This window comes from Sphingopyxis sp. Root1497 (assembly GCF_001427085.1).
Classification (GTDB): Bacteria; Pseudomonadota; Alphaproteobacteria; order Sphingomonadales; family Sphingomonadaceae; genus Sphingopyxis.
This window is the reverse complement of sequence record NZ_LMGF01000005.1, coordinates 1271060-1292608: the sequence shown is the minus strand read 5'-3', so window position 1 is coordinate 1292608 and position 21549 is coordinate 1271060. Positions and strand designations below refer to the sequence as shown.

The following is a 21549-nucleotide window of genomic DNA, read 5'->3' as shown; positions in this document are numbered from 1 at the left end:
AGGTCTTTGATCAGGAAATATGCGGGGGTGCCGGCATGGAATGACCGGCAATGCGCCTCGGGCGCGGCGCCGCTCCGCGTCAGGCGGACCGGGGCCGGGCCGAGGCCGGGCAGCGTGTCAGCAGGCTGCCGGCGTGAGCCAGAAAACGAGATGCAGTAGAGCACAACATGGACGGGCCTATAGCATGAAGCGGCACAAGAGCCAAATCGCGCCCAGCCTTTGCTCCTGCATATGCGCCGAACTCCGTCCCGAGCGCTCGACTTTCTTGTCGGATCTCGCCCGCTGCCGGCGCATCGTTATCCAGCACGCTGCACACGATTTGACTTCCTGAAGGTCAGCCACCATCTTCGACTCATGCAAAAGCGCGTTCGCCTTCTCCGTTTCCGTCTTCACGCGGGGACTCTGCTCGTCGGCTTCTAGCCCCGACCACGGCGCGATGCGGCTCCGGGTTCGGGGCCAAAAATCAATGCATGATCGCGCCGCGCCGGCGCTCTTTTTGAAGTGTGCCACCAGTCATTTGATGGCCGATGGCAGCTGTCTTTCCTATGCAGGGGGCGGCTTGGGTCTCGCGGTGAGCGGTTCGGGCGACGTGCTCGCCGGCCTGATCGCAGGGCTGCGCGCGCAGGGTCTCCCGCTCCTTAAAGCGGCCGCCTGGGGAATTTGGCTCCACGGCGAAGCAGGTCGCCAACTATCCGAGACGATGGGCCAAATCGGTTATCTCGCTAGCAAAACTGGCGCCGCTTGCGCCTGGGTTGGTGCGGGAGTGTAGACCGCGCACCGCTTAGACACCGGCACGCCATTCGCCTTCACCGCCGGCGTGTCCCATGCCGGCAACAACAACACCGCCATCCGCGTCGGCGTTGTGGGCGAGTTCTAACTGGACAGGCATTGCCGGGCCTGCATGGCGGATACCCATAACCGCCCAAGCTCGAGATCAATCCAGTCGGCAGCGAAGGGATCGAAACCCGATCCGGGGTAGAGACAAAATTCCCCGAAATAGGGGTGACCATCGACCTCGTAGAAATCGACGCGCAAAAACGCCGTGTCGCGGGCGAGTGCCTCGGCCGCCTCGAGCATCGCGGCAAGCGATGCCGGTGCCGCCGGGCGGTCGTCGCATGCCACCAACTGCCGCCAGTCGCGGTCGTACAGGATCCAGCGATGGTGGCGGCCGCGATCGAGATGGACCTGGACGTGCGTTGCTCGCCCGCCAAACACATAGATTTTGTAGTCGATCGGCAGCGGGAGGGCGCCGCCGAGCAAGGGTTCGGCGATCAGCCCGCGCGGAACGCCCCGATAAGCCCATTCGTCGAGCCAGATTCCATAAGGCCGTCGCTGCCAGCGCGCGGTTCTTCGCTGGAGGCGGCCCCATTCCCGCTCGCTCGGCGGGCTACAGAGGACCGCATATTGATTGCAGCCGTGCCGTGCCTTCAGGATGGCGGGCACGTCGAACGGGATCGGTGCGGGCAGAGCTGTGCCATGCCACAGGGTCGGAATGACCCACTCCGCCCCGAGGCGTCCCGACACCATCGCCTTTACCGCGAGCTTGTCCATGAGCTGCGACTGCCGCGCCGAACGATCGGTGAGCTTTCGCCGCTGGACCAGTTCGGTGAAGCGAGTGGGTGCGTCGAGATCGGGATATCGGCGGTGCCGCCATAAATAGCTCGTGATGACGCGCCAGCGGGCAAGCATCGGTAATGCCGCGGCGGCCGCCTGGGCCGCATCGCCAACGAACGGGATCGTGCGATTCATCGCGCTCATGGCCGTGCATTTGCCCGTGGCCCGATGGTCATTGCGCGATATCCGCAGTCTCGACCTCATCGGTATGAACCTGGAAGGATATGACGCGCGCCGGGCCAAAGGCGGTGGTGAGCGCGGTGTCGGTCGCGTCGCGCCCGCGGGCCATCAATATCCGTCCGATACGCGGCCGGTTGTGCCGCGCATCGTAGGTGTACCAGTCGCCGCCGATATAGACATCGAACCATGCCGAAAAATCCATCGGGGCATCTACCGGAGGGATGCCGATATCGCCCAGATAGCCCGTGCAATAGCGCGCAGGAATATTCATGCACCGGCATAAAGTCACCGCCAAGTGGGCGAAATCGCGGCACACCCCCTGCCGTTCCTGATAGGCGTTCCACGCGGTCTTGTCCGGGCGCGCATGCTCGTAGCCGAAGCGAATATGGTTATGGACGAAGGCCACGATCGCATCGACGCGGTCGCGCGCCGAAGCGATGTGCGCAAACTCCGCCCAGGCAACTCCCATCAGCCGGTCAGTCTCGCAGTATCGGCTGCCGAGCAGATAGATGAGAATGTCATCGGGCAAATCCTCGACCGGAGTTGGCGCCGCATCGGGCGCGCGTGGGTCGACGAGCCCGCTATCTTCGATTACGAAATCGGCCGAAAGCGTCACACCGCCCGCAGGCACGGTCAGGCGCGTACAGATGTTTCCGAAGCTGTCCTCATAATTATAGATGGGGATGACGGGAGAGGTTTCGATCTGCTGCGGGGTCTGCAGGTCCTTCTGGCGCGAGGGATGAATGCTGAGCATCGCCATCATCGGCGTCGGGCTCGCGGTCTCGAAGACTATCTCATATCCGGATCTTATCAGCACTTTGCCTTGTTCCTCTCGTTGCCGCTGCCGCGACTGTTGATGGCGCCGCCGGCGCGTGAATCCTCGGTATCGCCCTCAGCGCCGAGGCGAACGTCGACGGTGACATCCATGCCGATGAAGCTTGCGGGATAACCGCTCCAAGTGCCGGATAGCGGCACCGCCTGGTAAGGGTCGCGCGCCACGGCGACGCGAACGAGGCCGCGGTTCCCGACGATCCCGTTTGTCGGGTCGAACTCGATCCATCCCGATCCAGGCAGGAAGACGCGCACCCATGCATGGGTATTGCCGCCGCCGACGCGGCCTTCGTGGCGGCTGGGATTATAGACATAGCCCGACACGAACCGTGCCGCGAGGCCAAGCGCGCGAACGGCCTCGATCATTAGCACGGCGAAGTCGCGGCACGTTCCCTGCCGGAGCGACAGCGTTTCGATCGGCGACTGCGTCCCTTTTTCGTGCCGCGGCACATAGGTGAAGTCGCGTTTGATCGTGGTCGCGATGTCCGTGAGCAAGCCGAGCGTGTCGGTCGGGCCGTGCTTGTCCAGAAAGCCATTGGCCCATGTGTCGACGACGCGTGCAACATCGAGATAGCGCCGCTCGATCGAGCGCAGCAGGTCGGGCATGTCTTCCGAGGCGTAAGTGAAGGGAAATTGCCGGGCGTAGTCCTCGATGTCGATCGCATCGCGTTCGAGCGGCGCGTGGTCGAGCGTCATCTCGCTCACGACCCGGAGCGCCTTCGCGCGCTTGTCGAACAGGGCGATCGCCACCGAGTTGCCGAGCACGTCGTGCAACCATCGCAGCTCGCAGGGGTGTGGTGATATATGTAGCTCCGCCTTGACGAGACGCTGGTCGAAACTCTCGCGCGGCCGCATCATGATCCGGTGCTCACCGAAGGTGACGGGCTGCCGATAGGCATATTCGGTGGTGTGGCGGATCGTCAGCAAGGGCATGGAAGGCTTTCATGATGACGCGCTCTGACAGCGGCTTGCTGGGCGAGGACGAGCCCGCTCCTGTTTTGTCGTTCAACGCCGCGGGCGGCTCACCGTTCCTTGTCACCGGCGACCATGCGGGGAACGCGATTCCGCGCGCGCTCGGCGACCTCGGCCTTTCGGAGGCGGACCGAACGCGCCATATCGCCTGGGATCTTGGGGTGCGCGAGCTGGGGATGGCGCTTGCATCGGCGCTCGATGCCCCCTTCATCCATCAGCCCTATTCGCGGCTGGTCATCGACTGCAACCGCGATCCAGGGCACCCCGAAGCCGCACCCGCGCTGTCCGACGGCAGCGAGGTTCCGCGCAATGCCGACCTTGCAGCCGAAGCGCTGGTGGCCCGGGTCGAAGCCATTCATGCGCCCTATCACCGCCAGATCGCGCGCACGCTCGCCTCACGCCGGGCCGCGCGGCGACCAACGATTTTGCTCGCGCTTCACAGCTTCACCCCGGCCCTTGGCGGCGTGATGCGGCCTTGGCACGTTGGGATCCTCCACGATCAAGGCGACACCCGATTGGCGAGGGCTTCGCTCGCCGCGCTTACCGCCTGCCCGAACGTGATCGTTGGAGACAATGAACCCTACCGGATGGACGACACCGACTATAGCGTGCCGCGCCATGCTTATGAGCACGGCCTTCCCTATGCCGAGATCGAGGTCCGTCAGGATCTTCTCGTCGACGCAGCGGGCATCGCCGCGTGCAGCGGCATGCTTTGCGCCGCATTCTGGAGCGCACGCGAAGCGGTCGGGCTATAAAGGCGGGATCCCGGGAGCCGGTTTGGAACGCTCACAGGGCGTCTGGCGTTTGATGGGCATCAGCGATCGCCGCTGCCACGCACCGACGAGGGAACGAGCCTGTATGAAGACGCAAATCTTCCCGGATGGCGGACAGATCAATCGCAGCAGCATCACCGCCATGCGGCTATGGTCCGAAATCCTCGGCAAGCATCAGGTCGAGATCCTCGTCGCGGTGGCTGCTGTCGGCCCCTCCTATCACGACGTACGCGCCTACCTGCAGGAAGAGTTCTGCTTTTCCAGCCGCGAGCCGGTGATCGGAGCAGCGATCGACATGCCCGAGCAAGACACCCTCGCCGCCTGACGGCAGGATCGGTACCTATCCGAAATATCAAGTCGGCGATTTGAGTTCGCCCTGTAGGCGTGTTTCGGACTACGCTCAACAATGCGAGCGAGGCGACGCGCCAGCTGCCGGAAGCCAGCGCGACTTTTTCTATATCGATCCAACTGACCCTCTCGCCACCAGATCGCGTTGGAAGCGATACCGACCCTGTCATTCCGCCCGCCTTGGCGCTCGTTTCTAACAATCGGGCTAGCAGAAAGCTGATGCAGGGGAACGATCGGGACGAGCAGCGGTTGAGGCTTGGTGGAGGGTCCTTCTCCCCCCTCCCCGCCGGAGAGAGAGAATGAAAAAGCTTCTGACAATTTTTGCGATAAGTGGCTCTATGCTGCTTCTGTCCGCCTGCAACACAGTCGACGGTGCGGGAAAAGACGTCGAATCCGTCGGCGACTGTGCCGATGGCGTCAAGGGCAACTGCTAGACAGAATGGAATCGGTGCTTGGGCCGGCTCGCGCGGAGCACTCCGACTGGCCGGCTCTTACACTGGCGATGCCTGTCACGCGTCAGCCCGAACACAAAATACCGATCATTTTGCCCCCTCCCCCCGCCAACGTCAGGCGCTATGCTCAGCCGTCGTGGCGGCTGTGGCCATGCGGAATGTAAAGATGGTTTCGGCCGCGGACGACTGGACGGCGAGACTGCCGCCATGCGCCTTGGCGATCGTCGAGGCGATATAGAGACCTAGACCGAGGCTTCCGCTTGCATGGGATTCGGAACCCTGTTCGAAGGGCTGAAACAAGGTCGCGCGTACGGGCGCCGGGATCTCGGGGCCGTTGTTCGTTATCGACAGGATGAACTCGCCGCCGCTTTCGCGGCAGTCGACGACGACGGGCGTGCCCAGCTCACCGTGCGTCAGCGCGTTGCCGACAACATTGGAGACGAGTTGGCCGATCCGCTGCGCATCGCACATCAGCGGCGCGGCTGCATCGCAGTGCAGCACAATGTCGCGTTCCGGATGCGCGATCGTGAGTTCGCTGACAATCTGCGTGACGATCTTGTTGGGCTGTGCCGCCTCGAAGCGGAGCGGCAGATCGCCGACCAGCCGTCCACGTGCGAAATCGAGGATGTTGCCGACCATGGCATTTATACGGTCGATGGTTGCCTGCATCGCCGACATGATGAATTCGGTCCGTTCAGGGTCCGGTGCCCGCTTCATCAAGGACAGCCCGGCCTCGAGCGCCGCCAGCGGATTGCGGAGATCGTGGCCGAGAACAGCGATGAACTGCTCGCGCTGGATACCCGTCTGGCGTTCGCGTCCGAGATCGGCCTGCGTTTCCGAAAGCTGCTGCCCCAAGTCTAGATGGAAACCGATGAGGTCGGCGAACATCCGGAACATATTGCGCACCTCGGGCCGGTCGAGGTTGCGCGGTTCGGGATCGATCGCGCAGAGGGTCCCGAAAAAGCGGCCGTCGGGGAGCAGGATCGGAAAGGAGATATAGCTGCGGAACCCATAGAGCGCAGGCGTATGATGGGTGCGATAGACCGCGTCCGTGGCGACGTCGGGGATGATGACGGCCTGCCGGCTCTCGCGTATCTCATGGCATATCGTCGTCTCGAGCTTCAACTCGCCGCCCGGTTCAAGCCCGAATGCGATGTCGTCCTTGACGCTGCACGCGACCCAGCGCTCCCCGGTAACGCGGGCAACCGCGGCAAAGCCCATCCCCGTTATGCGGCAGACGGTGTCCAGAATGGCCGGCACGACATCGATCGCGCGAACCGCCTCGACGCTGCTGGCTGGATCGATTTCCACTTGGCCTCCGTAGTTCCGCGCGTTTCGGCATCGCAGCAGAGCGACCTAGACGGCAGCGAGGCGCCTGCGTCAATCGCGAAGAGACCCATTGTGCCGGACAGCGAGGGGGCGAGGATTTTATCGGAGGGCAAGGATTTTGGCAGTGAGTTCGCGCGCACTGTAGGGTTTGCGGAGGAACTGTCCGCGCGGTGGGAGCGAAGCGTCGCTTACCCGCACGCCGCCCGAGGTCACAAGAATTTCGACATCGGGCCATCGTTCGCGAATGCAGGCCGCGAGCTCAAGCCCGTCCATCGAGCCGGGCATCTCGATATCGGTAAAGACGATGCCGATCTCAGGTCTTCGCTCCAGCAATGCCATTGCCTCGTCGGCATCGGAAGCTTTCAAGGCAGGATAGCCCGCATCTTCGATGACGCCGACAGCCAGCATCAAAATCAGCGGATCGTCCTCGACAATGAGGATATGCGGAATCGGCACCAAAACCTCCTTGCGGTCCAACACCGCAAAGCCGGATCGGCACCTTATGGGCGTCCCGAAATAGGGGGGCCTTGGAAGCAACGCCTCGGATCGCGATTCGTCCCATGGATTGCGCAATGTTGCCCTCACCGCCCTACTTTTGTTTCCCGTCGCAGCCTTCAACGGAGCCATCCGTATGGAATGCGACAGATCCGCGCTTGGCGGGATTGCAATCGAGGGTTTTCTCAATGGTTCAAATCATCGCACCGCGAAGCGGCACGGCTTTTCCGCTAAGCAAAGGCGAAATCTTGCAGGTAATCGATCCCGACGGCGGTCAGGTAAGCGACCTGCTGGCCTTCATGCATGCCGACGTTCGCGAGGCGATCTCCAACGGACGGACCTTCGACTATGAGGAAACGATCCAACTCACCACAGGAAACCGGCTCTGGTCGAACCGCTCGAACCCGATGCTAGAGATCGTCGAAGACAGCGTCGGCACGCATGATTTTCTCCTGACACCGTGCAGCGAGGCAACCTTCCGCCATTTCTACGCCGACAAGCCGGTGCACCGCGGCTGCTTCGGCAATCTCGCCGAAGCACTTGCTCCCTTCGGGATCGGCGAGGACGCGATTCCGGTCGCCTTCAACATCTTCATGAACGTTCCGGTCGATACCGAAGGAAAGCTCAAGGTGTTGCCGCCGCCGACCGCGCCCGGCGATTTTATCCGGATGCGGGCGCTGGCCGATCTCGTCGTCGGGCTGACCGCCTGCTCGGCCTATGACAGTTGCGGCGGCAGCTTCAAGCCGATCAACTACGACATCGAGCGCTAAACGACGTTACGATTACCCCGCCCAGCCCCGAAGCGACGCACTCGCGATCAGACATGTTCCATCTCCTCGCGCGACTTCGCCGCGCTCTTTTCGAGGCCGGGCCTCAGGACGATCTTGGTGTATTCATTCTGCTCGTCGTGCCAGTGGCGGTACATGTCCGCCGCATCCTCGAGCGAGGCATGGTGCGAGATGAGCGAGGTCGTGTCGAACTGCCCTTCCTGGATCATGCCGAGCAGATTGGCGGTATATTTCTGCACGTGCGTCTGCCCGCTTTTGACGGTCAGCCCCTTCTCCATCAGCTGGCCGAGCGGGAATTTGTCGGCAAAGCCGCCGTACACGCCCGGGATCGAAAGTCGTCCACCCTTGCGGCAAGCGATAATCGCCTGGCGCAGGGCGTGCAGGCGTTCGGTAGCGAGGAACAGCTGCGCCTTTATCTGATCATAGACATTGTCGAGGTTGAAGCCATGGCTCTCCATGCCGACGCAATCGATGCACGCGTCGGGTCCAATGCCGCCGGTCATCTCGTTCAGCGCCTCGTGGATATCGACCTGCGTATAATCGAGAATTTCGGCACCAAGCTGTGTGGCAAGCATAAGTCGCGCCGGGAAATGGTCGATTGCGATCACGCGCTCGGCGCCAAGTATCCGCGCCGACTGGATCGCGAACAGGCCGACGGGTCCACAGCCCCATACCGCGACGGTGTCGCCGGGTTCGATGTCGGCGTTGATTGCCGCCTGCCAGCCGGTCGGAAGAATGTCAGAGAGAAAGAGGACATTGTCGTCTTCCATGCCGTTGGGAATGACGACCGGGCCGATATCCGAGTAAGGCACGCGCACAAATTCAGCCTGCCCACCGGCATAGCCGCCGGTCAGGTGCGCATAGCCGAACGCGCCGCCCATCGCATGGCCGATCATCGTTTCGGACCCGTCGCGCGTTTCGGACGGGTTGCTATTGTCGCACGCGCTGAACTGCTGCTTTTCGCAGAAGAAGCATTGGCCGCAGCTGATCGTGAACGGGATGACGACGCGCTGACCCTTCTTGAGCGTCGACTTCGCGCCGGTCTCGACCACCTCGCCCATGAACTCGTGCCCCACGATGTCGCCGGCGCGCATGCCGGGAATATAGCCGTCGTAGAGATGAAGGTCGGAGCCGCAGATCGCGGTCGAGGTGACTTTCAGGATGATATCGCGAGGGTTGACGATCTCGGGATCAGGAACGGTTTCGACGCTGATTTTGTGGCGACCCTGCCAGGTTACTGCACGCATGGGAATTTCCTTAAATGTGGGGCTGGGTGACGGATTCGGAGGCGCGCGCCGAAGGCGATGCGTTGCTCGTGACCTCGCCCGTCTCCATCAGCTGTTTGAAGCGATAGAGGTCGCGCCGCGCCTGCTCCTCGGGTTCGCGCTGGAGGAGCTTGGCGGCGAGGCGCCCGAGCTTTCCACCGGGGGGATCATAAGCGAGGATCAGGCTGACATAGGTTCCGCGTCCTGCGGGCGCGTCGGTGAAACGGACCTCGCCGCTGTTCGCGATGTCCGATTGCGGTTCGCTCTGCCAGCTGATCGCCTTGCCGGCTATCGTTTCGGTGATCCGGTTGACGAGCGTGACCTCGCGGTCCGCGGGCGCCTTCACCGTCCATTGCGAAACGCCATCGCCGAGCTGTTCGACCGCGACGACATTCTCCATGAACGCTGGGAAGCGTTCGACCTTCCACGCCGCGAACAGATCCTTGCGCGTCCGGTTGATCAGGACCGACTTGCCGAACAGCGCGCGCTTCGAAGGTTTGTCGAGCGTCCAGTGCGGCGCGTCGGTGGTAATGCTCTCCCCGTCGTCAACGTTCCTGTTCTGGCTGCGCCGCCAGAATGCGAGCGCGATCCCCGCGGCAGCGAGGCCTGCGCCAGCGGCGGCGAGGGTGAAAGGATCGGGGGCCTTGCGACCGGAGAAACGGTCAACAAGTCGGTCGGTAAAGCTGGACATGAAAATCTCCCCGCCCGGGCGGATGTCGAGCGTGCGTTAAGAGAGGGCCGGTGACCCGGATTATCGGAGGTGTCGTGAGGCAGATTTCAGCTGCGCAGCCGATATTTTAACGACGCTCGCGGGCGCCGTTAGTTGCAATGACGTCCAATCGAATCACTCCATTCGGCCCGAAATTCCGCCGTTTCGGGCAATCAGTCGCCGGTATGCGCGTGCGGCGCAGCGACGGGCTTTGATTCGGGCGATTCCTTTTGACGGAGGACGATCGACAACAGCACGAGGACGGCGGTCGACAGGAACTCGCTCTGCCAGTTCTGGAAGGATTCGAACCAGAGCTGCGGATCGCCGAGATAGGCGAGCGTCGAAACCGCGGCATCACCGTGTTCCTTCGCCTCGGCAGCGGCCGCATGCGCACTTTGCGTCCAGTGCATCACGAACGAGAGCAGGAAAAGAAAAAACAGCGCGATCCCGAGCGACCGCGCATAAAGCGCGCGCGCCCACCGACCTTTGCGCAGGATAGCCGGTGCGCCGGGCTTCATCGCCTGCTCTGCGAGGTCGGCGTCGCGCGCCGGGCTGTCGGGATCCTTCGATTCCGACGAGCCGCGCTGGATGAGCATCGCGGTGAGCACGACATAGGCCGACATCTGCAGGAACTCGCTCTCCCAATTCTCGAACCCGCTCGAGAGAAATTCGGAGCTTGCCGTGTAGGTGCCAAGCGATATCGCCGCCTGGCCGTGCCGCGTGGCATCCTCAATCGCGACATGCCAGCCGGTCAGCCATTGGCCGATAATGCTTCCGGCAAAGAGCAGCAGCAAGACGATGGTGAGGCTGTTATCCTTGAGCAGTCGCATCCGAAGCTCTCCTGTCCGCGCTCGCGTCAGGCCGCGCGGCAACCGTTCCTGCATTCAGCCCTAATCGGCATGATCAATCCGAAACCCCGCGCCGTGCGCCACGCGCCCGCTTGCCTGCGGACTTCAGCCGCCGGTCATTGGCGCGCACCTGCGTACGCACGGGCGCGAGGCCTGCCGATCCGAGCTTCGCGGCCGCCTCGACCGACCGCAGCGCAAGGACCGCGCTACGCTGGCCGAGGTCGGCAAGTTCGGCACCCGTCGGCGGCCGTCCGCGCATCGCCATGATGCCGAGATGCTGCATATGCTTCATCCACAGCGATCCGTTGTCCCACCAGACAGCCGCGAGAGCAGCCCCCGCGAGCGCGAAGGCTTCGATCTTTTCGGGGATCATGCGTCCGAGTTCCGCGTGGTCGGCGGTCCACGGCGATACAAACGCCTGACCGATGATCGCACTGCGCGCCGCAACGACGCGGTTCGCACTGTCGAACGTTTCCGCGGCGTGCCGGCCCGTGGCGTGCATCGACCTGCCCGCCGAGAGATAGCGGCGCCATTGGCCGACGGGATCAAACATCGCTTTGCGCTTTCTGTCCTTCGGCGATCACCGCCGCGTCGATCAGGCTTTGACCGGTTCGCGCCGCGGCATCGGCGGTCATCGTCTTGGCGACCCCGTCGGGGCCATCGAGGAAAACAAGTCCCCCTTCGGCGCTGGCGATGCCGGGTTCCGTTTCGGGCTCAAGCCCGGCTGCGATTGATCTCATGATTTTGGCCTTTGGCGGGAGGAGAGATGCTCGACGTCGTGGTTGTTGTAGAGATAGGCGGGGTTGAACTGGCCGCGCGCTGCCAGCCCGGCGGGATCGAGGATGTCGACGAGCGAGGAACGAAAGATGCATAATTTCTCTTCGCGAAGCTGACGCATCACGCGGTTCACATGCACCGTCGTCAGCCCGCAGATTTCGGCGAGGTCGGCCTGCGTCAGCCCGAGCGCGAAACGGCGTCCGTCGCTGAGACCCGCCGAAAAGAGCCGCGCGTCCGTCTCGCACAGGAAATGTGCGACGCGCCCCGTGGCATCGAGCCGCCCCAAACGAAAAAGCCAGGCGCGGTGAATTGCCGCATCGAGCAAAGTTGCAAACCAGAGCTTGCGGACGAGCTGCGGCATTTCCTCCGCGATCGCCTCGAGTTGGGCGTGCGGAACGGTCGCGACCGTTGCGGGCGTCAATGTCGCCACGTCGTGATCGAGCACCTTGAGCGGAAAGGCGTGAAGATCGAGAAAATCGCCCGGAAGATGGATCGCGACTAACTGCCGGAGTCCGTTCCGATCATCGAGATAGCGCGACATGATGCCCTCGATGAGCAATGTGCTTTGATCGAGTGGCTCGCCGGCCCGCGCGATGATCTTGCGCGCCCCGAAGGTCTTCACCTCGCTGATCGCCGCCTCGAGCCGGCTGCGTTCGGCGGTGTCGAGGCTCGCGCCGCGTTTATCTCTCAGGAAACGTTCGGTGAACATGTCTGACGATCCTCGCTTGAATTCGGGAAGCATCAGTGGAAGCGCTGTGCTCTCTCGCAACGGGCGATAGACGGGAGCGTTGCATCACGCGTCGAGCATTGATGATGACGCAGGTTAATTTCGGCGTGGCGACCCCGCCGGATCCTCGTTCGAGACGAGCCGGCCCAGCGGGTTCGGCCTTTCGCCTGTTACTTCCCGGCCGCAGCCAGCAACTCGGCCTTGCGCGCCGCAAGCTGAATGCCCAGCGCCTTGAGGTCGAGATCGCTGTCCCGGGCCTCGGGGAACATCTCCTCTTCTTCTTCCCCGACATGATGGTCGATATATTCGCCGAGCACGATGACCTTGGCGTCGAACAGGCGGTCGCCCACCTTCATCGCCTGGATCTCCGCGATCAGCTGCTTAGCGCTGCCATGTTCGACCTCGGCTTCGTCGAACAGATCATCGTCGTCGATTGCCGGGCGGGCCGCGGGATAGAAGATTTCTTCCTCGATCTGCGCATGGACGGTGAGCGCGAGGCAGATCTTGTCGGCGAGCGCCTGTTTCTCGGCGCTCGTATCGAGCTTTTCATAGTCCTTGAACCAAGTCTTCACTTCCTTGTGATCGGCCTTGAGCAGCTTAATCGCGTCGGCAGGGCGCTGGGCGGCAGCACTAGGCTTGCCGTTGCCCTTGGTCTTCGATGCGCTTTCCGATTGTTTTCTGGCGCCGCTCGAAGCGGCCTTCCGGGAGGCGGTTTTAGTTGCAGCCATGATGATTGTCCTGTGACGAGCAGCGGAATGTCCTCGTTCAACGAGAGAACGCGGAGCGCGGGTAATGGTCGCGCCGCGCGCTCGATTATTAACCTGGCTCAACCTCTTTCCGCCGGCGTGCGCACAATCGCCATGATGCAGGTTACATTGCGCAACCGCGCCCTTGCCCTCGCGTTGCCTGATCAACCAACGAGGCGAGATGACAATGAATGCGAACGATGTTTCCGGCGCGGCGATCCGCACCGGCCCGGCCAGCCTGCGCGTGACCGGAGCAACCATGCGCGTGATCGAGCGCAACGTCTATCGCGGCCCCCATCTCTATAGCGCGCGCCCGATGATCCGCGTGCGTCTTGACCTCGGCGCGCTCGAACAATGGCCAACCGATCGGTTGCCTGGATTTGCCGATGCGCTGGTCGAGCAACTTCCCGGCCTGGCGAGCCACGGGTGCAGCTATGGCGAACCGGGCGGCTTTCTTAAGCGTATGGAAGAGGGAACGTGGGTCGGCCATGTTATCGAGCATGTCGCAATCGAACTGCAGGCCCGCGCCGGCGCAGACGTGACGCGGGGCAAGACGCGGTCGGTGAAAGACCGTCCGGGCGTTTACGACATCCTTTTCTGCTACGCCGACGAAAGAAGCGGGCTGGCCGCGGCGCGCGCAGCGATCGCGCTTGTCACCGCGCTCCTGCCTCCGCAGTTTCAAGCAGTCGAAGGCCTCGACCGGCTCGGCCCAGCGCTCGAGACCCGCCCCGACGACAGCGACCAGATTATAGCCCTCCTCGGCAAGATGGTCATAACCAACGGCCTTGGCCCAAGCACCGCCGCGCTCGTCGCAGAAGCCCGGCGGCGCCATATCCCCGCGATGCGGCTCGATACCGCCAGCCTTATTCAGTTCGGCACCGGCAGCCGCCAGCGCCGTATCCGCGCCAGCGTCACGAGTGCCACCTCGCTGATAGGCGCCGAGCTCGCCGCCAATAAACATGCCGCTAAGGATCTGCTGAAAGCCGCCGGCCTGCCGGTTCCGCGCGGCGAGGTCGTGCGTACGGAGGACGAAGCTATTGCGGCCGCGCAGCGGATCGGCTGGCCGGTCGTGATCAAGCCGCTCGACGGCAACCAAGGCCGCGGCGTGACGACCGGTCTCGGAAACGAAACGCAGGCGATCGAGGCGTTCGAGCGCGCCGCGGCGATCAGCCGGCGCGTTATCGTCGAGCAGCAGCTTCCCGGCACCGACCACCGCCTGCTTGTCGTCGCGGGCCAACTCGTCGCCGTCGCCGAGCGTGTCCCTGCGCATGTCATCGGAGATGGTCGCCATTCGATCGGAGAGCTGATCGACATCGTCAACGCCGATTCGCGCCGCGGCGCCGGGCATGAGGCGGTGCTCACCCGCATCCGTATTGACGACGCGCTGCACCACTTCCTCGAACAATATGGCCGTTCAATCTCGGGCATTCCGGACGCCGGCACGCGGATCTGGCTCCGCGGCGCGGCAAACCTCTCGACCGGCGGCACTGCGATCGACCGCACCGATGATGTGCATCCCGACAATATCGCAATCGCGATCCAGGCCGCCGCAACGATCGGACTCGACGTTGCGGGGATCGACATGATGACTCCCGATATCAGTCGCAGCTTGGCCGAGACGGGCGGCGGGATTGTCGAGGTCAATGCGGCGCCAGGCCTTCGCATGCATATCGCGCCTTCGGAAGGCACGCCGCGCGATGTCGCGGCGCCGATTGTCGCGTCGCTGTTCACGAAGGGTGCCAAGAGCCGCATCCCGATCTTCGCGATCACCGGTACCAACGGCAAGACGACGACGGTCCGCATGGTCGCCAAAATCCTGGCCGGAGCGGGCAAGCGCGTGGGCTTCACGACGACGACCGGCGTGTATGTCGACGGGCGCAAACAAGTCAAATCCGACGCCAGCGGGCCCCAAAGCGCGCGCATGATCCTGCGCAATCCCACCGTCGACGCGGCGGTATTCGAAACCGCCCGCGGCGGCATATTGCGGGAAGGCCTTGGTTTCGATGCCTGCGATGTCGGCGCGGTGCTCAACGTCACCGCCGACCATCTCGGCATGAAGGACATTCACAGCGTCGAGGACCTCGCCCGCGTAAAATCGGTGGTGGTCGAAAGCGTCAAGCGCAGCGGTTATAGCATCCTCAACGCCGACGACCCGCTGACCGTCAAGATGGCGCGCCACGCGCGGGGCGAAATCGTCTGGTTCTCGGGCGCCGCCGACGCCGTTGAGCGCAATCCGATCCGGAACCATATCGAGGGCGGCGGCATGGCCGTAGTCTGCGGCAGCAACTCGATCCTCTTCTACAAGGATGGTGAGCGCTTCCCCGTTCTGCCGGGGAGCGAAATCCCCGCGACACTGGGCGGCGCGGCCGCGTTCAATGTCCTCAACGCGCTCGCGGCGACGGCGATGACCGCCGCTTACGGCATTCCGCTTCCGACGATCGCAGCGGGCCTCGCCGCCTTCCAGCCTTCGTTCGAAGATTCCCCGGGCCGGCTGAACATCGTCGAAGCGCATGGGGTGAAGGTGGTGGTCGATTATGCGCACAACCCCGCCGCGCTCGACGCGCTATCAATTCTCCTTGAAAAGCTGCGCCCGGCAGGCGGCCGCATCCTTGGCATGATCGGCTTACCCGGCGATCGCCGCGACAGCGATCTGCGCGACGTCGGGGCGCAAGCGGCGGGCATGTTCGACGAGATCATGTTCCGCGAGGGACCCGACAACCGCGGCCGCGCCCTCGGGTCGATCAATGCACTGATGGCCGAAGGCGCTCTCGCGGCGGGCAAGGATCCAGCGTCGATCCATTGCCTCGCCAATGAACATGACGCGACCGACTGCTGCCTCGAGCGCGCACGACCGGGCGACATCGTCGTGCTGACTCCGACCGACATCGAGGGCATCTGGGCCCGCGTTCAAAGGTTCGCGAACAGCCCTGCCCCCAAGCGGGAGGAGCGCAGCCCAGTGCTAGGCTATGCTCATGGATAAAGGCAATTGGGCGATTATTGTCCATGGCGGGGCGAAGCCCATCGCGGCCGACGAAGCGGCAGCGCACCGTGCCGGCTGCGCGCGCGCCGCTGAGGCGGGCGCCGAGATTCTCGCGCGCGGCGGCTCTGCCGTCGATGCCGCACGGCGCGCGGTCGTCATCCTCGAAGATGATCCGACCTTCAATGCCGGCCAGGGATCGGTAGCCAACGCCGCTGGAGACATCGAAATGGACGCCGGGATCATGGATGGCGCGACCCTCGCCATCGGAGCGGTGGCCGCCGTCAACCGGATCGCCAATCCAATCGAAGCCGCAGCGGCGATGCTCGAAACGCCCCCGATCCTCCTTGTCGGCAAAGGGGCCGAGCGCTTTGCCTACAAACGCGGCCTGCGATGTACCCCGCCTAGCCCATCGCTACCGAAGAGAAACGCGCGCCATGACACGGTGGGCTGCGTTGCGCGCGACCTAACCGGTCATATTGCAGCGGCGACCTCGACGGGCGGGATATCCGGCACCTTGCCTGGGCGCATCGGCGACGCTCCCTTGCCGGGCTGTGGTTTTTACGCCGATGATGCGATCGGCGGCGTCTCGCTCTCGGGCGATGGCGAGGCGATCGCGAGAACCCTTCTCGGCGCACAAGTCATGCGCGCGATGGAAGACCAGCCCGCCGCCGAAGCGGTTGAGAATATCCATGCCCCGATGCAGCGCCTTGCCGCCGAGGCTGGCGTGATCGCGATCGACGCGGCGGGCCACATCGGCGCTGCGCACAACAGCGAGAATTTCGCTCTCGCCTTCGCGTCGAGCGATCGCATCGACATCATTACCGCCATCCATCAGGATGAACTGAAAGCCGATATCTCGCATGACTGATCGAAACGGACCGCTCATCGCCATTGGCGGACATGAGGACAAGGAAGACGAGCGCATCATTCTGGGTGCGGTCGCCGAACGGCTCAAAGGAGGCCGCCTGATCATCGCTACCGTCGCGAGCCACGAACCCGACGGTTATTTCGATGCTTATAAGGACGCGTTCGGCGCGCTCGGTATCACCGATCTTGTCGAACTTTATGTCGACGATCGCGCCGAGACCAACGACCCGGCACACAAGGCGCTGATCGACGGCGCGGAGGGCATTTTCTTCACCGGCGGCGATCAGCTTCGCATCGTCAGCCAGCTCGGCGACACCCCGCTCGAGGCCGCAGTGCGCGCCTTGCACGCGCGCGGTGGGGTCATTGCAGGGACGTCCGCCGGCGCTTCGGCTCAGAGCGAGACGATGCTCATCGGCGGCAGCGACGGCGAGTCTTATCGCATCGGCGAACTCCATATGGCGCCCGGCTTGGGTCTTATCCCCAATGTCATCATCGACCAGCATTTTGCAGAGCGCGGGCGCATCGGGCGTTTGCTGGGAGCGGTTGCCCATAATCCGCGAATATTGGGTATCGGCATCGATGAGGACAGCGCCATCATTGTTGAGGGCGAGCACTTCACGGTGATCGGGTCGGGCGCGGTGACGATCGTCGATGCCGAACATGTGACGCGTTCGAACGTCGCCGAAGCCAAGCCCAAACGCGCGCGCTCGATCCACAATGTCACCTTGCATGCGTTAAGCGCGGGCGACGAATTCGATCTCGCGACCCGCAAGCCCTGTTCGCCGTCCGACGCGTGACGATGGGGCCGGCGTGAACCGCGCCCATTCGATCAGTCCCCGCGGCCCAACATGAAATTGCGTGGTGCAGGTGCGCCGCTCCGCCCAGAAAACGGACAGACCCAGTCGCTGCCGACAGCGCGCCCCGAATATTGGCGCGCTTCCGACATGGTGCCATGGCGCGCGAGCATCGGATTGACGCCGCCCGCGAGCGCGACATCGCGCGCCAAAATCGTGCTGCGCATCTTGTCATAGACGCCGCTCGCGCGAAGCTGCTCGAATTGGTCGTGCAAGTTGAAGATCAGCGCCGGACGCTCGAAGCGCCGCGCCGGCCGGCTCGCGCGCGGATGGAGACCGACAACGAAGAACGCCTCGCCGCCGAAGCTCAGCGAGAAATGTGGATCGCCAGGATCGGCGCTGACCCGCGGATCGGCCATCTGTCCGTGGAAATCATCTTTCTTGGTCAGCGATTCGAGGCGCTCCCACAGGCAGCGTTCGAACCCTTCCTCGTCGAGCCCGCCATCCTCCTCGAACACGACCGCGAGCGAATGAAATAGGCTCGGCTCGCGCGCATAGGTCCACGCAAGATCGAGCAGATTGGGATAGATGCGCAGGTCGTCCCACGCCGACCGCATGTCGCGGCCGACGACGATCCGGATCTGCCCTTTGGCAAGGGCGGATTTGGCACCCACGCAGGGAAATGCCGGATCGCGCACGAAGGCGTCGAAGCGGCGGGCCAGCGGGTGGTCGCGATCGTCGGTGGGTTGCAGCATGACCGGTAAACCGCTGAAAGAACGTACGGTTGCCGCCGATTAACTTCGGTTATATCGATTTTCGCTCGGTTCGCTTGCGCCAAACCGGGCGGGCGGAACGGTTGGTCGCCATGGCAAACTAGGCGCTTACGAAACGAAGCGGGCCGGCACGGGTTCATTGAAGAGACTTGCCTCTCTCCCACTCATTTTTGGAAGATAACATGGAATTGCTGAGCCCCGACCTGTTCTGGCCGATCCTGGGCGCGGTCGTCGCGGGAGCGGTGATCGGCGCCGAGCGCGAATATCGCGCGAGCCCCGCGGGGCTACGCACGCACATTCTCGTCGGCCTCTCCTGCTGCCTGCTGATGCTTTCGGCGGTCCACCAGATGGCTTGGCTCAATGACGCGCCGGTCGAAGTCGTCCGGATCGATCCCGTCCGCATGGCGCACGGCATTTTGACGGGGATCGGCTTTCTGTGCGGCGGCGTCATCTTTCGTGAGGGACTGAATGTCCGCGGGTTAACGACCGCCGCCTCACTCTGGATGACCGCGACGCTCGGCATCCTGTTTGGGATCGGATTCTACGAGCTTGCGATATTCGGCGCGGCGGCGACGCTGCTCGTCCTCGCCGCCGTCTCGATCACCGAGAAGCGTGCGCCGCAAGGGCGCGTGGTGCATCTCAAGGTGCGGTATCGCCAACCCGATGCCGAAGGTGCGCAGGCATTTGGCACCTTGCTGGCAGGCCATGGACTAGCTTTTATCACGATCGAGCAGTTGCTCGCCGACGAAATCATGGAATATGGCGCGATCGCCAATGGCTATGATGAGGAGCGCGGCGAACGGCTCGCCGCAGCGCTGTCTTCGAACGCCAAGGTGATCGGTTTCGAAATTCGGCCCCAGCAAGCATAGGCACGGTCGTTTCGCTGCACGGGATGTGCGCGACAAACCGATTGATCCAGATCGGCCCGGCAACCTTGAGCCTGCGCCCCGTTTCTCCAGCGAAAGGGAGAAACTCATGACAGCAGCAACACATCGGGCCGCAAAGTCCTCGGGCTTCGGGAAACTTCTCGGCTTCGCCGTCATCGGCGCGCTCTATTGGTTCACGCGCAAGAAAGAGCCGAAATTTCCCAAAAGCGACACGCATTCGGCAGCCTTCGCGGACAGCGAGACCGATCCCGAGAATTTCGACCAGACACGTTCGGCGGGACCCGACGGCATGCGCAGCGATGCGCGGCGTGCGTGGGACGGCGTCGATCAGGCGGCCGACGAGTCCTTCCCCGCGAGCGATCCGCCCTCAACCTATTGATGGATCGAATGCCGAGTACGCCAGAGGAGATTTACATGACCGACAAGCCCCCCACCCCCGGCTCGCTCCCGCCCGAGGGGATCGAAGACCGCGAGAATGTCGGGACGGTTCGTCCCGACGACTATCCGAAAAAGGAACGCGACGACGGCGACGTAACCGGCGCTTCGAACCGCGGCCGCCGCGCGAACAAAGTCGGCAGCGGTCCGGTGACGGGTAGCGGCGCCGGCGCGGGCGGCGCCGGCAATCCCGAAGATTATGATTCGGACCCGCAAGCCGGCGGCGGTCACAAACCGATCCCAACCGACAAGGGACCGAAGACCGGAGCGGATGCGCCGGTTGGCGGCAGCCGCTGACTTCATATCCGCGTAAAAAGCCTCGCGGGCGGCCCATGCCGCCATCAAGACGGTCTATTTTGCGATTTCGCCCTTTACCGCTTCGGCACGCTGCTCCGCAGCCTTGCGCACGGCGTCCGCTTCCTGCTCGAGGCGCTCGGCTTCGATGTCAGCTTCGGTGCGGATGCTGTCGCGCGCCTTCTCGACGGCTTCCTCCTCGGCTTGGCGCGCCTCTTCGGCCGCCTCGGCGGCACGATCTTTTGCAGCGCCTATCCGCTCATTGGGCCCTTCGCCCTCGTAAGGCTGACCCGCCGCTTCGGCGGCTGCCTTGTCCTTTTCGGCGCCGGCCGTCTCAGCGGGCCCCTGACAGGCACCGAGCACCAGCGCCGGGGCGATCAGGAGAATATAGGGTTTCATATGTTCTTCCTTCGGCATGCCGCAGCAAAAGCGCGACGATGAAGGAACGAGTTGCCGACCGCGAAGTTTCGTCTCTCGAACGGAGACTCCATGCAAAATGATGAAATCGAAGTCGCGGCGGTATCGACCATCGATCTCGACCGCTATCTCGGTACATGGTTCGAAATTTGCCGCCTTCCCCTGAAATGGGAGGATGCCGCCGCAAGCGATATCACGGCGACCTACAGCAGAACCACGGATGGGCGCGTGCGAGTCGAGAACCGGTGTCTCGACAAGGAGGGCAAGGCCGACCGGTCTATCGGCGTCGCCGTTCCGCAGGACGCGAGTAATGCGAAGCTCAAGGTCAGCTTCCTCCCCCAATATCTGCGCTGGATCCCGTTTACCCATGGCGACTATTGGGTTCTCGCGATCGCCCCCGATTATTCGGTCGCACTGGTCGGCACGCCGGACCGCGAACATCTCTGGCTGATTGCCAGAACGGCCGCGCTTCCTAGCGAGGTCGTCGAAAATTATCTCGCTGTCGCCAAGACGCAGGGCTTCGACCTCGATCGGCTGATCACACCGAGGCAATCCGGACAAAAAGTCGCCGATGCCGCATTCGGCGACTAGCAGACCGGTAGGCAACTTCCCTCATGCGCGGACGTTTTGAGGCAGGATCATCAAAAGGAAAAGCCATGCGCAACCTCCTCATTCTTGTCTGCTCGACCACCCTTCTTTCCGCGTGCAACGACAGGGATGAAGCCGCTGAGGACAAGCTCGAAAAGGCCGCGGAAACCAGTGCCACCGTATCAGGCCCCATTCCCGCCGCGCTCGGGCTCAGCGAGGCGCAGCTTCTAGGTGCCGACCTGGTCGATGCCGATGGGAAGGAACTCGGCGATGTCGTGCAGGTGCTGCGCGGCCCCGACAACAAGGTTGACCGGCTGCTCGTCGAGATCGAGGACAGCAATCCTGATCGCTACGTCCATGTGCCGATCCTCGGGCTGAAGCCCGTGGTGCGTGGCAACGATACCGACGTCGAAATCTCGATGACCGCGGCACAACTGGCGGCCTTGCCGGACGTCAAACTGCCGGCGCCCTAGAACGCGCGACGCAGCTGTCGGCATTCGTTATGATGCAGGTAACTTCGGATCACGGCACCGACGCATAGCAACTCGCGGCTTCGTCCGTGGGCGCGCGTCTATCCCCGTTCCAGAGCCAACTCTTTCATCGCAGCAAACAGCCCCGCCATCACGGTTGTAGCCGTGATGGCGGGGCTATTTTTGTTCA

At 63.3% G+C, this 21549-nt stretch carries 26 protein-coding genes; 12 read left to right on the top strand and 14 right to left on the bottom strand.

Annotated elements, in window-relative coordinates; translation table 11 throughout:
• Positions 1–436 precede the first annotated feature (436 nt).
• Positions 437–769 (top strand): NAD(P)H-hydrate dehydratase, encoded by a 333-nt coding sequence (locus ASD67_RS22800; RefSeq protein ID WP_082545218.1) that lies wholly within the window; start codon positions 437–439, stop codon positions 767–769.
• A gap of 104 nt (positions 770–873) precedes the next feature.
• On the opposite strand, the gene ASD67_RS20630 is transcribed toward ASD67_RS22800, so the two are convergent.
• Genes ASD67_RS20630 through ASD67_RS20620 form a run of 3 tightly spaced genes read right to left on the bottom strand, consistent with a single transcriptional unit; the run spans position 874 to position 3558 of the window.
• Positions 874–1758: an ATP-grasp fold amidoligase family protein gene (locus ASD67_RS20630; protein WP_056351090.1), complete on the bottom strand. Its 885-nt coding sequence runs from the start codon at positions 1756–1758 to the stop codon at positions 874–876.
• A 28-nt stretch (positions 1759–1786) separates the two neighbouring features.
• On the bottom strand, positions 1787–2611 hold the full coding sequence (locus ASD67_RS20625) for a transglutaminase-like domain-containing protein (RefSeq protein ID WP_056351089.1): 825 nt from the start codon (positions 2609–2611) through the stop codon (positions 1787–1789).
• Positions 2605–3558 (bottom strand): transglutaminase family protein, encoded by a 954-nt coding sequence (locus tag ASD67_RS20620; protein WP_056351087.1) that lies wholly within the window; start codon positions 3556–3558, stop codon positions 2605–2607. The genes ASD67_RS20625 and ASD67_RS20620 overlap by 7 nt, the downstream gene beginning before the upstream one ends.
• A gap of 11 nt (positions 3559–3569) precedes the next feature.
• Between ASD67_RS20620 and ASD67_RS20615 the strand changes: the two genes are divergently transcribed.
• A complete protein-coding gene (locus tag ASD67_RS20615) occupies positions 3570–4352 on the top strand; it encodes an N-formylglutamate amidohydrolase (protein WP_056351085.1) in 783 nt (260 codons plus the stop codon).
• 103 nt (positions 4353–4455) lie between these two features.
• Complete coding sequence (locus ASD67_RS23380; RefSeq protein WP_056351083.1) at positions 4456–4695, top strand: DUF3606 domain-containing protein; 240 nt, start codon at positions 4456–4458, stop codon at positions 4693–4695.
• 589 nt (positions 4696–5284) lie between these two features.
• Here the strand turns inward: ASD67_RS23380 and ASD67_RS20605 are convergent.
• Together ASD67_RS20605 and ASD67_RS20600 are read right to left on the bottom strand one after the other, a co-directional pair.
• Entirely contained in the window at positions 5285–6481 is a 1197-nt protein-coding gene (locus tag ASD67_RS20605; protein ID WP_056351081.1) for a GAF domain-containing sensor histidine kinase, read from the bottom strand.
• 117 nt (positions 6482–6598) lie between these two features.
• Entirely contained in the window at positions 6599–6955 is a 357-nt protein-coding gene (locus ASD67_RS20600) for a response regulator (RefSeq protein WP_235535762.1), read from the bottom strand.
• 227 nt (positions 6956–7182) lie between these two features.
• On the opposite strand from ASD67_RS20600, the gene ASD67_RS20595 reads away from it, so the two are divergent.
• Positions 7183–7764: a DUF1989 domain-containing protein gene (locus ASD67_RS20595; protein ID WP_056351077.1), complete on the top strand. Its 582-nt coding sequence runs from the start codon at positions 7183–7185 to the stop codon at positions 7762–7764.
• A 47-nt stretch (positions 7765–7811) separates the two neighbouring features.
• On the opposite strand, the gene ASD67_RS20590 is transcribed toward ASD67_RS20595, so the two are convergent.
• The 7 genes from ASD67_RS20590 to ASD67_RS20560 all read right to left on the bottom strand — a co-directional run bounded on the left by ASD67_RS20590 (position 7812) and on the right by ASD67_RS20560 (position 13079).
• Positions 7812–9029: a zinc-dependent alcohol dehydrogenase gene (locus ASD67_RS20590; protein ID WP_056351075.1), complete on the bottom strand. Its 1218-nt coding sequence runs from the start codon at positions 9027–9029 to the stop codon at positions 7812–7814.
• A gap of 10 nt (positions 9030–9039) precedes the next feature.
• A complete protein-coding gene (locus ASD67_RS20585) occupies positions 9040–9738 on the bottom strand; it encodes an SRPBCC family protein (protein ID WP_082545216.1) in 699 nt (232 codons plus the stop codon).
• A 191-nt stretch (positions 9739–9929) separates the two neighbouring features.
• Positions 9930–10586, bottom strand: coding sequence for a DUF6766 family protein (locus tag ASD67_RS20580; RefSeq protein WP_056351073.1), 657 nt, complete (start codon positions 10584–10586; stop codon positions 9930–9932).
• Positions 10587–10659: 73 nt separating this feature from the next.
• On the bottom strand, positions 10660–11157 hold the full coding sequence (locus ASD67_RS20575; protein WP_056351071.1) for a hypothetical protein: 498 nt from the start codon (positions 11155–11157) through the stop codon (positions 10660–10662).
• The gene (locus ASD67_RS20570; protein WP_056351069.1) at positions 11150–11344 is read right to left on the bottom strand and encodes a hypothetical protein; all 195 of its coding nucleotides are present in this window, start codon (positions 11342–11344) and stop codon (positions 11150–11152) included. Before ASD67_RS20570 ends, ASD67_RS20575 begins: the two co-directional genes overlap by 8 nt.
• Positions 11341–12090 carry a Crp/Fnr family transcriptional regulator gene (locus tag ASD67_RS20565; RefSeq protein WP_056351067.1) on the bottom strand — a complete coding sequence of 250 codons (750 nt, stop codon included), beginning with the start codon at positions 12088–12090 and terminating at the stop codon, positions 11341–11343. Before ASD67_RS20565 ends, ASD67_RS20570 begins: the two co-directional genes overlap by 4 nt.
• A 188-nt stretch (positions 12091–12278) precedes the next feature.
• On the bottom strand, positions 12279–13079 hold the full coding sequence (locus ASD67_RS20560) for a hemerythrin domain-containing protein (RefSeq protein ID WP_235535761.1): 801 nt from the start codon (positions 13077–13079) through the stop codon (positions 12279–12281).
• On the opposite strand from ASD67_RS20560, the gene cphA reads away from it, so the two are divergent.
• Genes cphA through ASD67_RS20545 form a run of 3 tightly spaced genes read left to right on the top strand, consistent with a single transcriptional unit; the run spans position 13036 to position 17498 of the window.
• Positions 13036–15834 carry a cyanophycin synthetase gene (cphA, locus tag ASD67_RS20555; RefSeq protein WP_235535760.1) on the top strand — a complete coding sequence of 933 codons (2799 nt, stop codon included), beginning with the start codon at positions 13036–13038 and terminating at the stop codon, positions 15832–15834. The genes ASD67_RS20560 and cphA overlap by 44 nt on opposite strands.
• Positions 15827–16702: an isoaspartyl peptidase/L-asparaginase family protein gene (locus ASD67_RS20550; protein ID WP_056351066.1), complete on the top strand. Its 876-nt coding sequence runs from the start codon at positions 15827–15829 to the stop codon at positions 16700–16702. The genes cphA and ASD67_RS20550 overlap by 8 nt, the downstream gene beginning before the upstream one ends.
• Entirely contained in the window at positions 16695–17498 is an 804-nt protein-coding gene (locus ASD67_RS20545; RefSeq protein WP_056351064.1) for a cyanophycinase, read from the top strand. Before ASD67_RS20550 ends, ASD67_RS20545 begins: the two co-directional genes overlap by 8 nt.
• A 32-nt stretch (positions 17499–17530) precedes the next feature.
• Here the strand turns inward: ASD67_RS20545 and gntA are convergent, their stop codons facing one another.
• A complete protein-coding gene (gene gntA, locus ASD67_RS20540) occupies positions 17531–18250 on the bottom strand; it encodes a guanitoxin biosynthesis heme-dependent pre-guanitoxin N-hydroxylase GntA (RefSeq protein ID WP_056351062.1) in 720 nt (239 codons plus the stop codon).
• A gap of 200 nt (positions 18251–18450) precedes the next feature.
• On the opposite strand from gntA, the gene ASD67_RS20535 reads away from it, so the two are divergent.
• The 3 genes from ASD67_RS20535 to ASD67_RS20525 are packed head-to-tail and all read left to right on the top strand — an operon-like array spanning position 18451 to position 19887.
• Positions 18451–19137, top strand: coding sequence for an MgtC/SapB family protein (locus ASD67_RS20535; protein ID WP_056351060.1), 687 nt, complete (start codon positions 18451–18453; stop codon positions 19135–19137).
• A 25-nt stretch (positions 19138–19162) separates the two neighbouring features.
• Positions 19163–19534: a hypothetical protein gene (locus ASD67_RS23250; RefSeq protein WP_156377806.1), complete on the top strand. Its 372-nt coding sequence runs from the start codon at positions 19163–19165 to the stop codon at positions 19532–19534.
• Between the two features lie 35 nt (positions 19535–19569).
• Positions 19570–19887: a hypothetical protein gene (locus ASD67_RS20525; RefSeq protein ID WP_056351057.1), complete on the top strand. Its 318-nt coding sequence runs from the start codon at positions 19570–19572 to the stop codon at positions 19885–19887.
• A 54-nt stretch (positions 19888–19941) separates the two neighbouring features.
• On the opposite strand, the gene ASD67_RS20520 is transcribed toward ASD67_RS20525, so the two are convergent.
• Entirely contained in the window at positions 19942–20283 is a 342-nt protein-coding gene (locus ASD67_RS20520; protein ID WP_056351055.1) for a hypothetical protein, read from the bottom strand.
• Between the two features lie 51 nt (positions 20284–20334).
• Here ASD67_RS20520 and ASD67_RS20515 point away from each other — a divergent pair, with 51 nt between their 5' ends.
• The gene (locus ASD67_RS20515) at positions 20335–20892 is read left to right on the top strand and encodes a lipocalin family protein (protein WP_235535759.1); all 558 of its coding nucleotides are present in this window, start codon (positions 20335–20337) and stop codon (positions 20890–20892) included.
• A gap of 65 nt (positions 20893–20957) precedes the next feature.
• The gene (locus ASD67_RS20510) at positions 20958–21362 is read left to right on the top strand and encodes a hypothetical protein (protein WP_056351050.1); all 405 of its coding nucleotides are present in this window, start codon (positions 20958–20960) and stop codon (positions 21360–21362) included.
• The last annotated feature ends 187 nt before the right edge of the window (positions 21363–21549 follow it).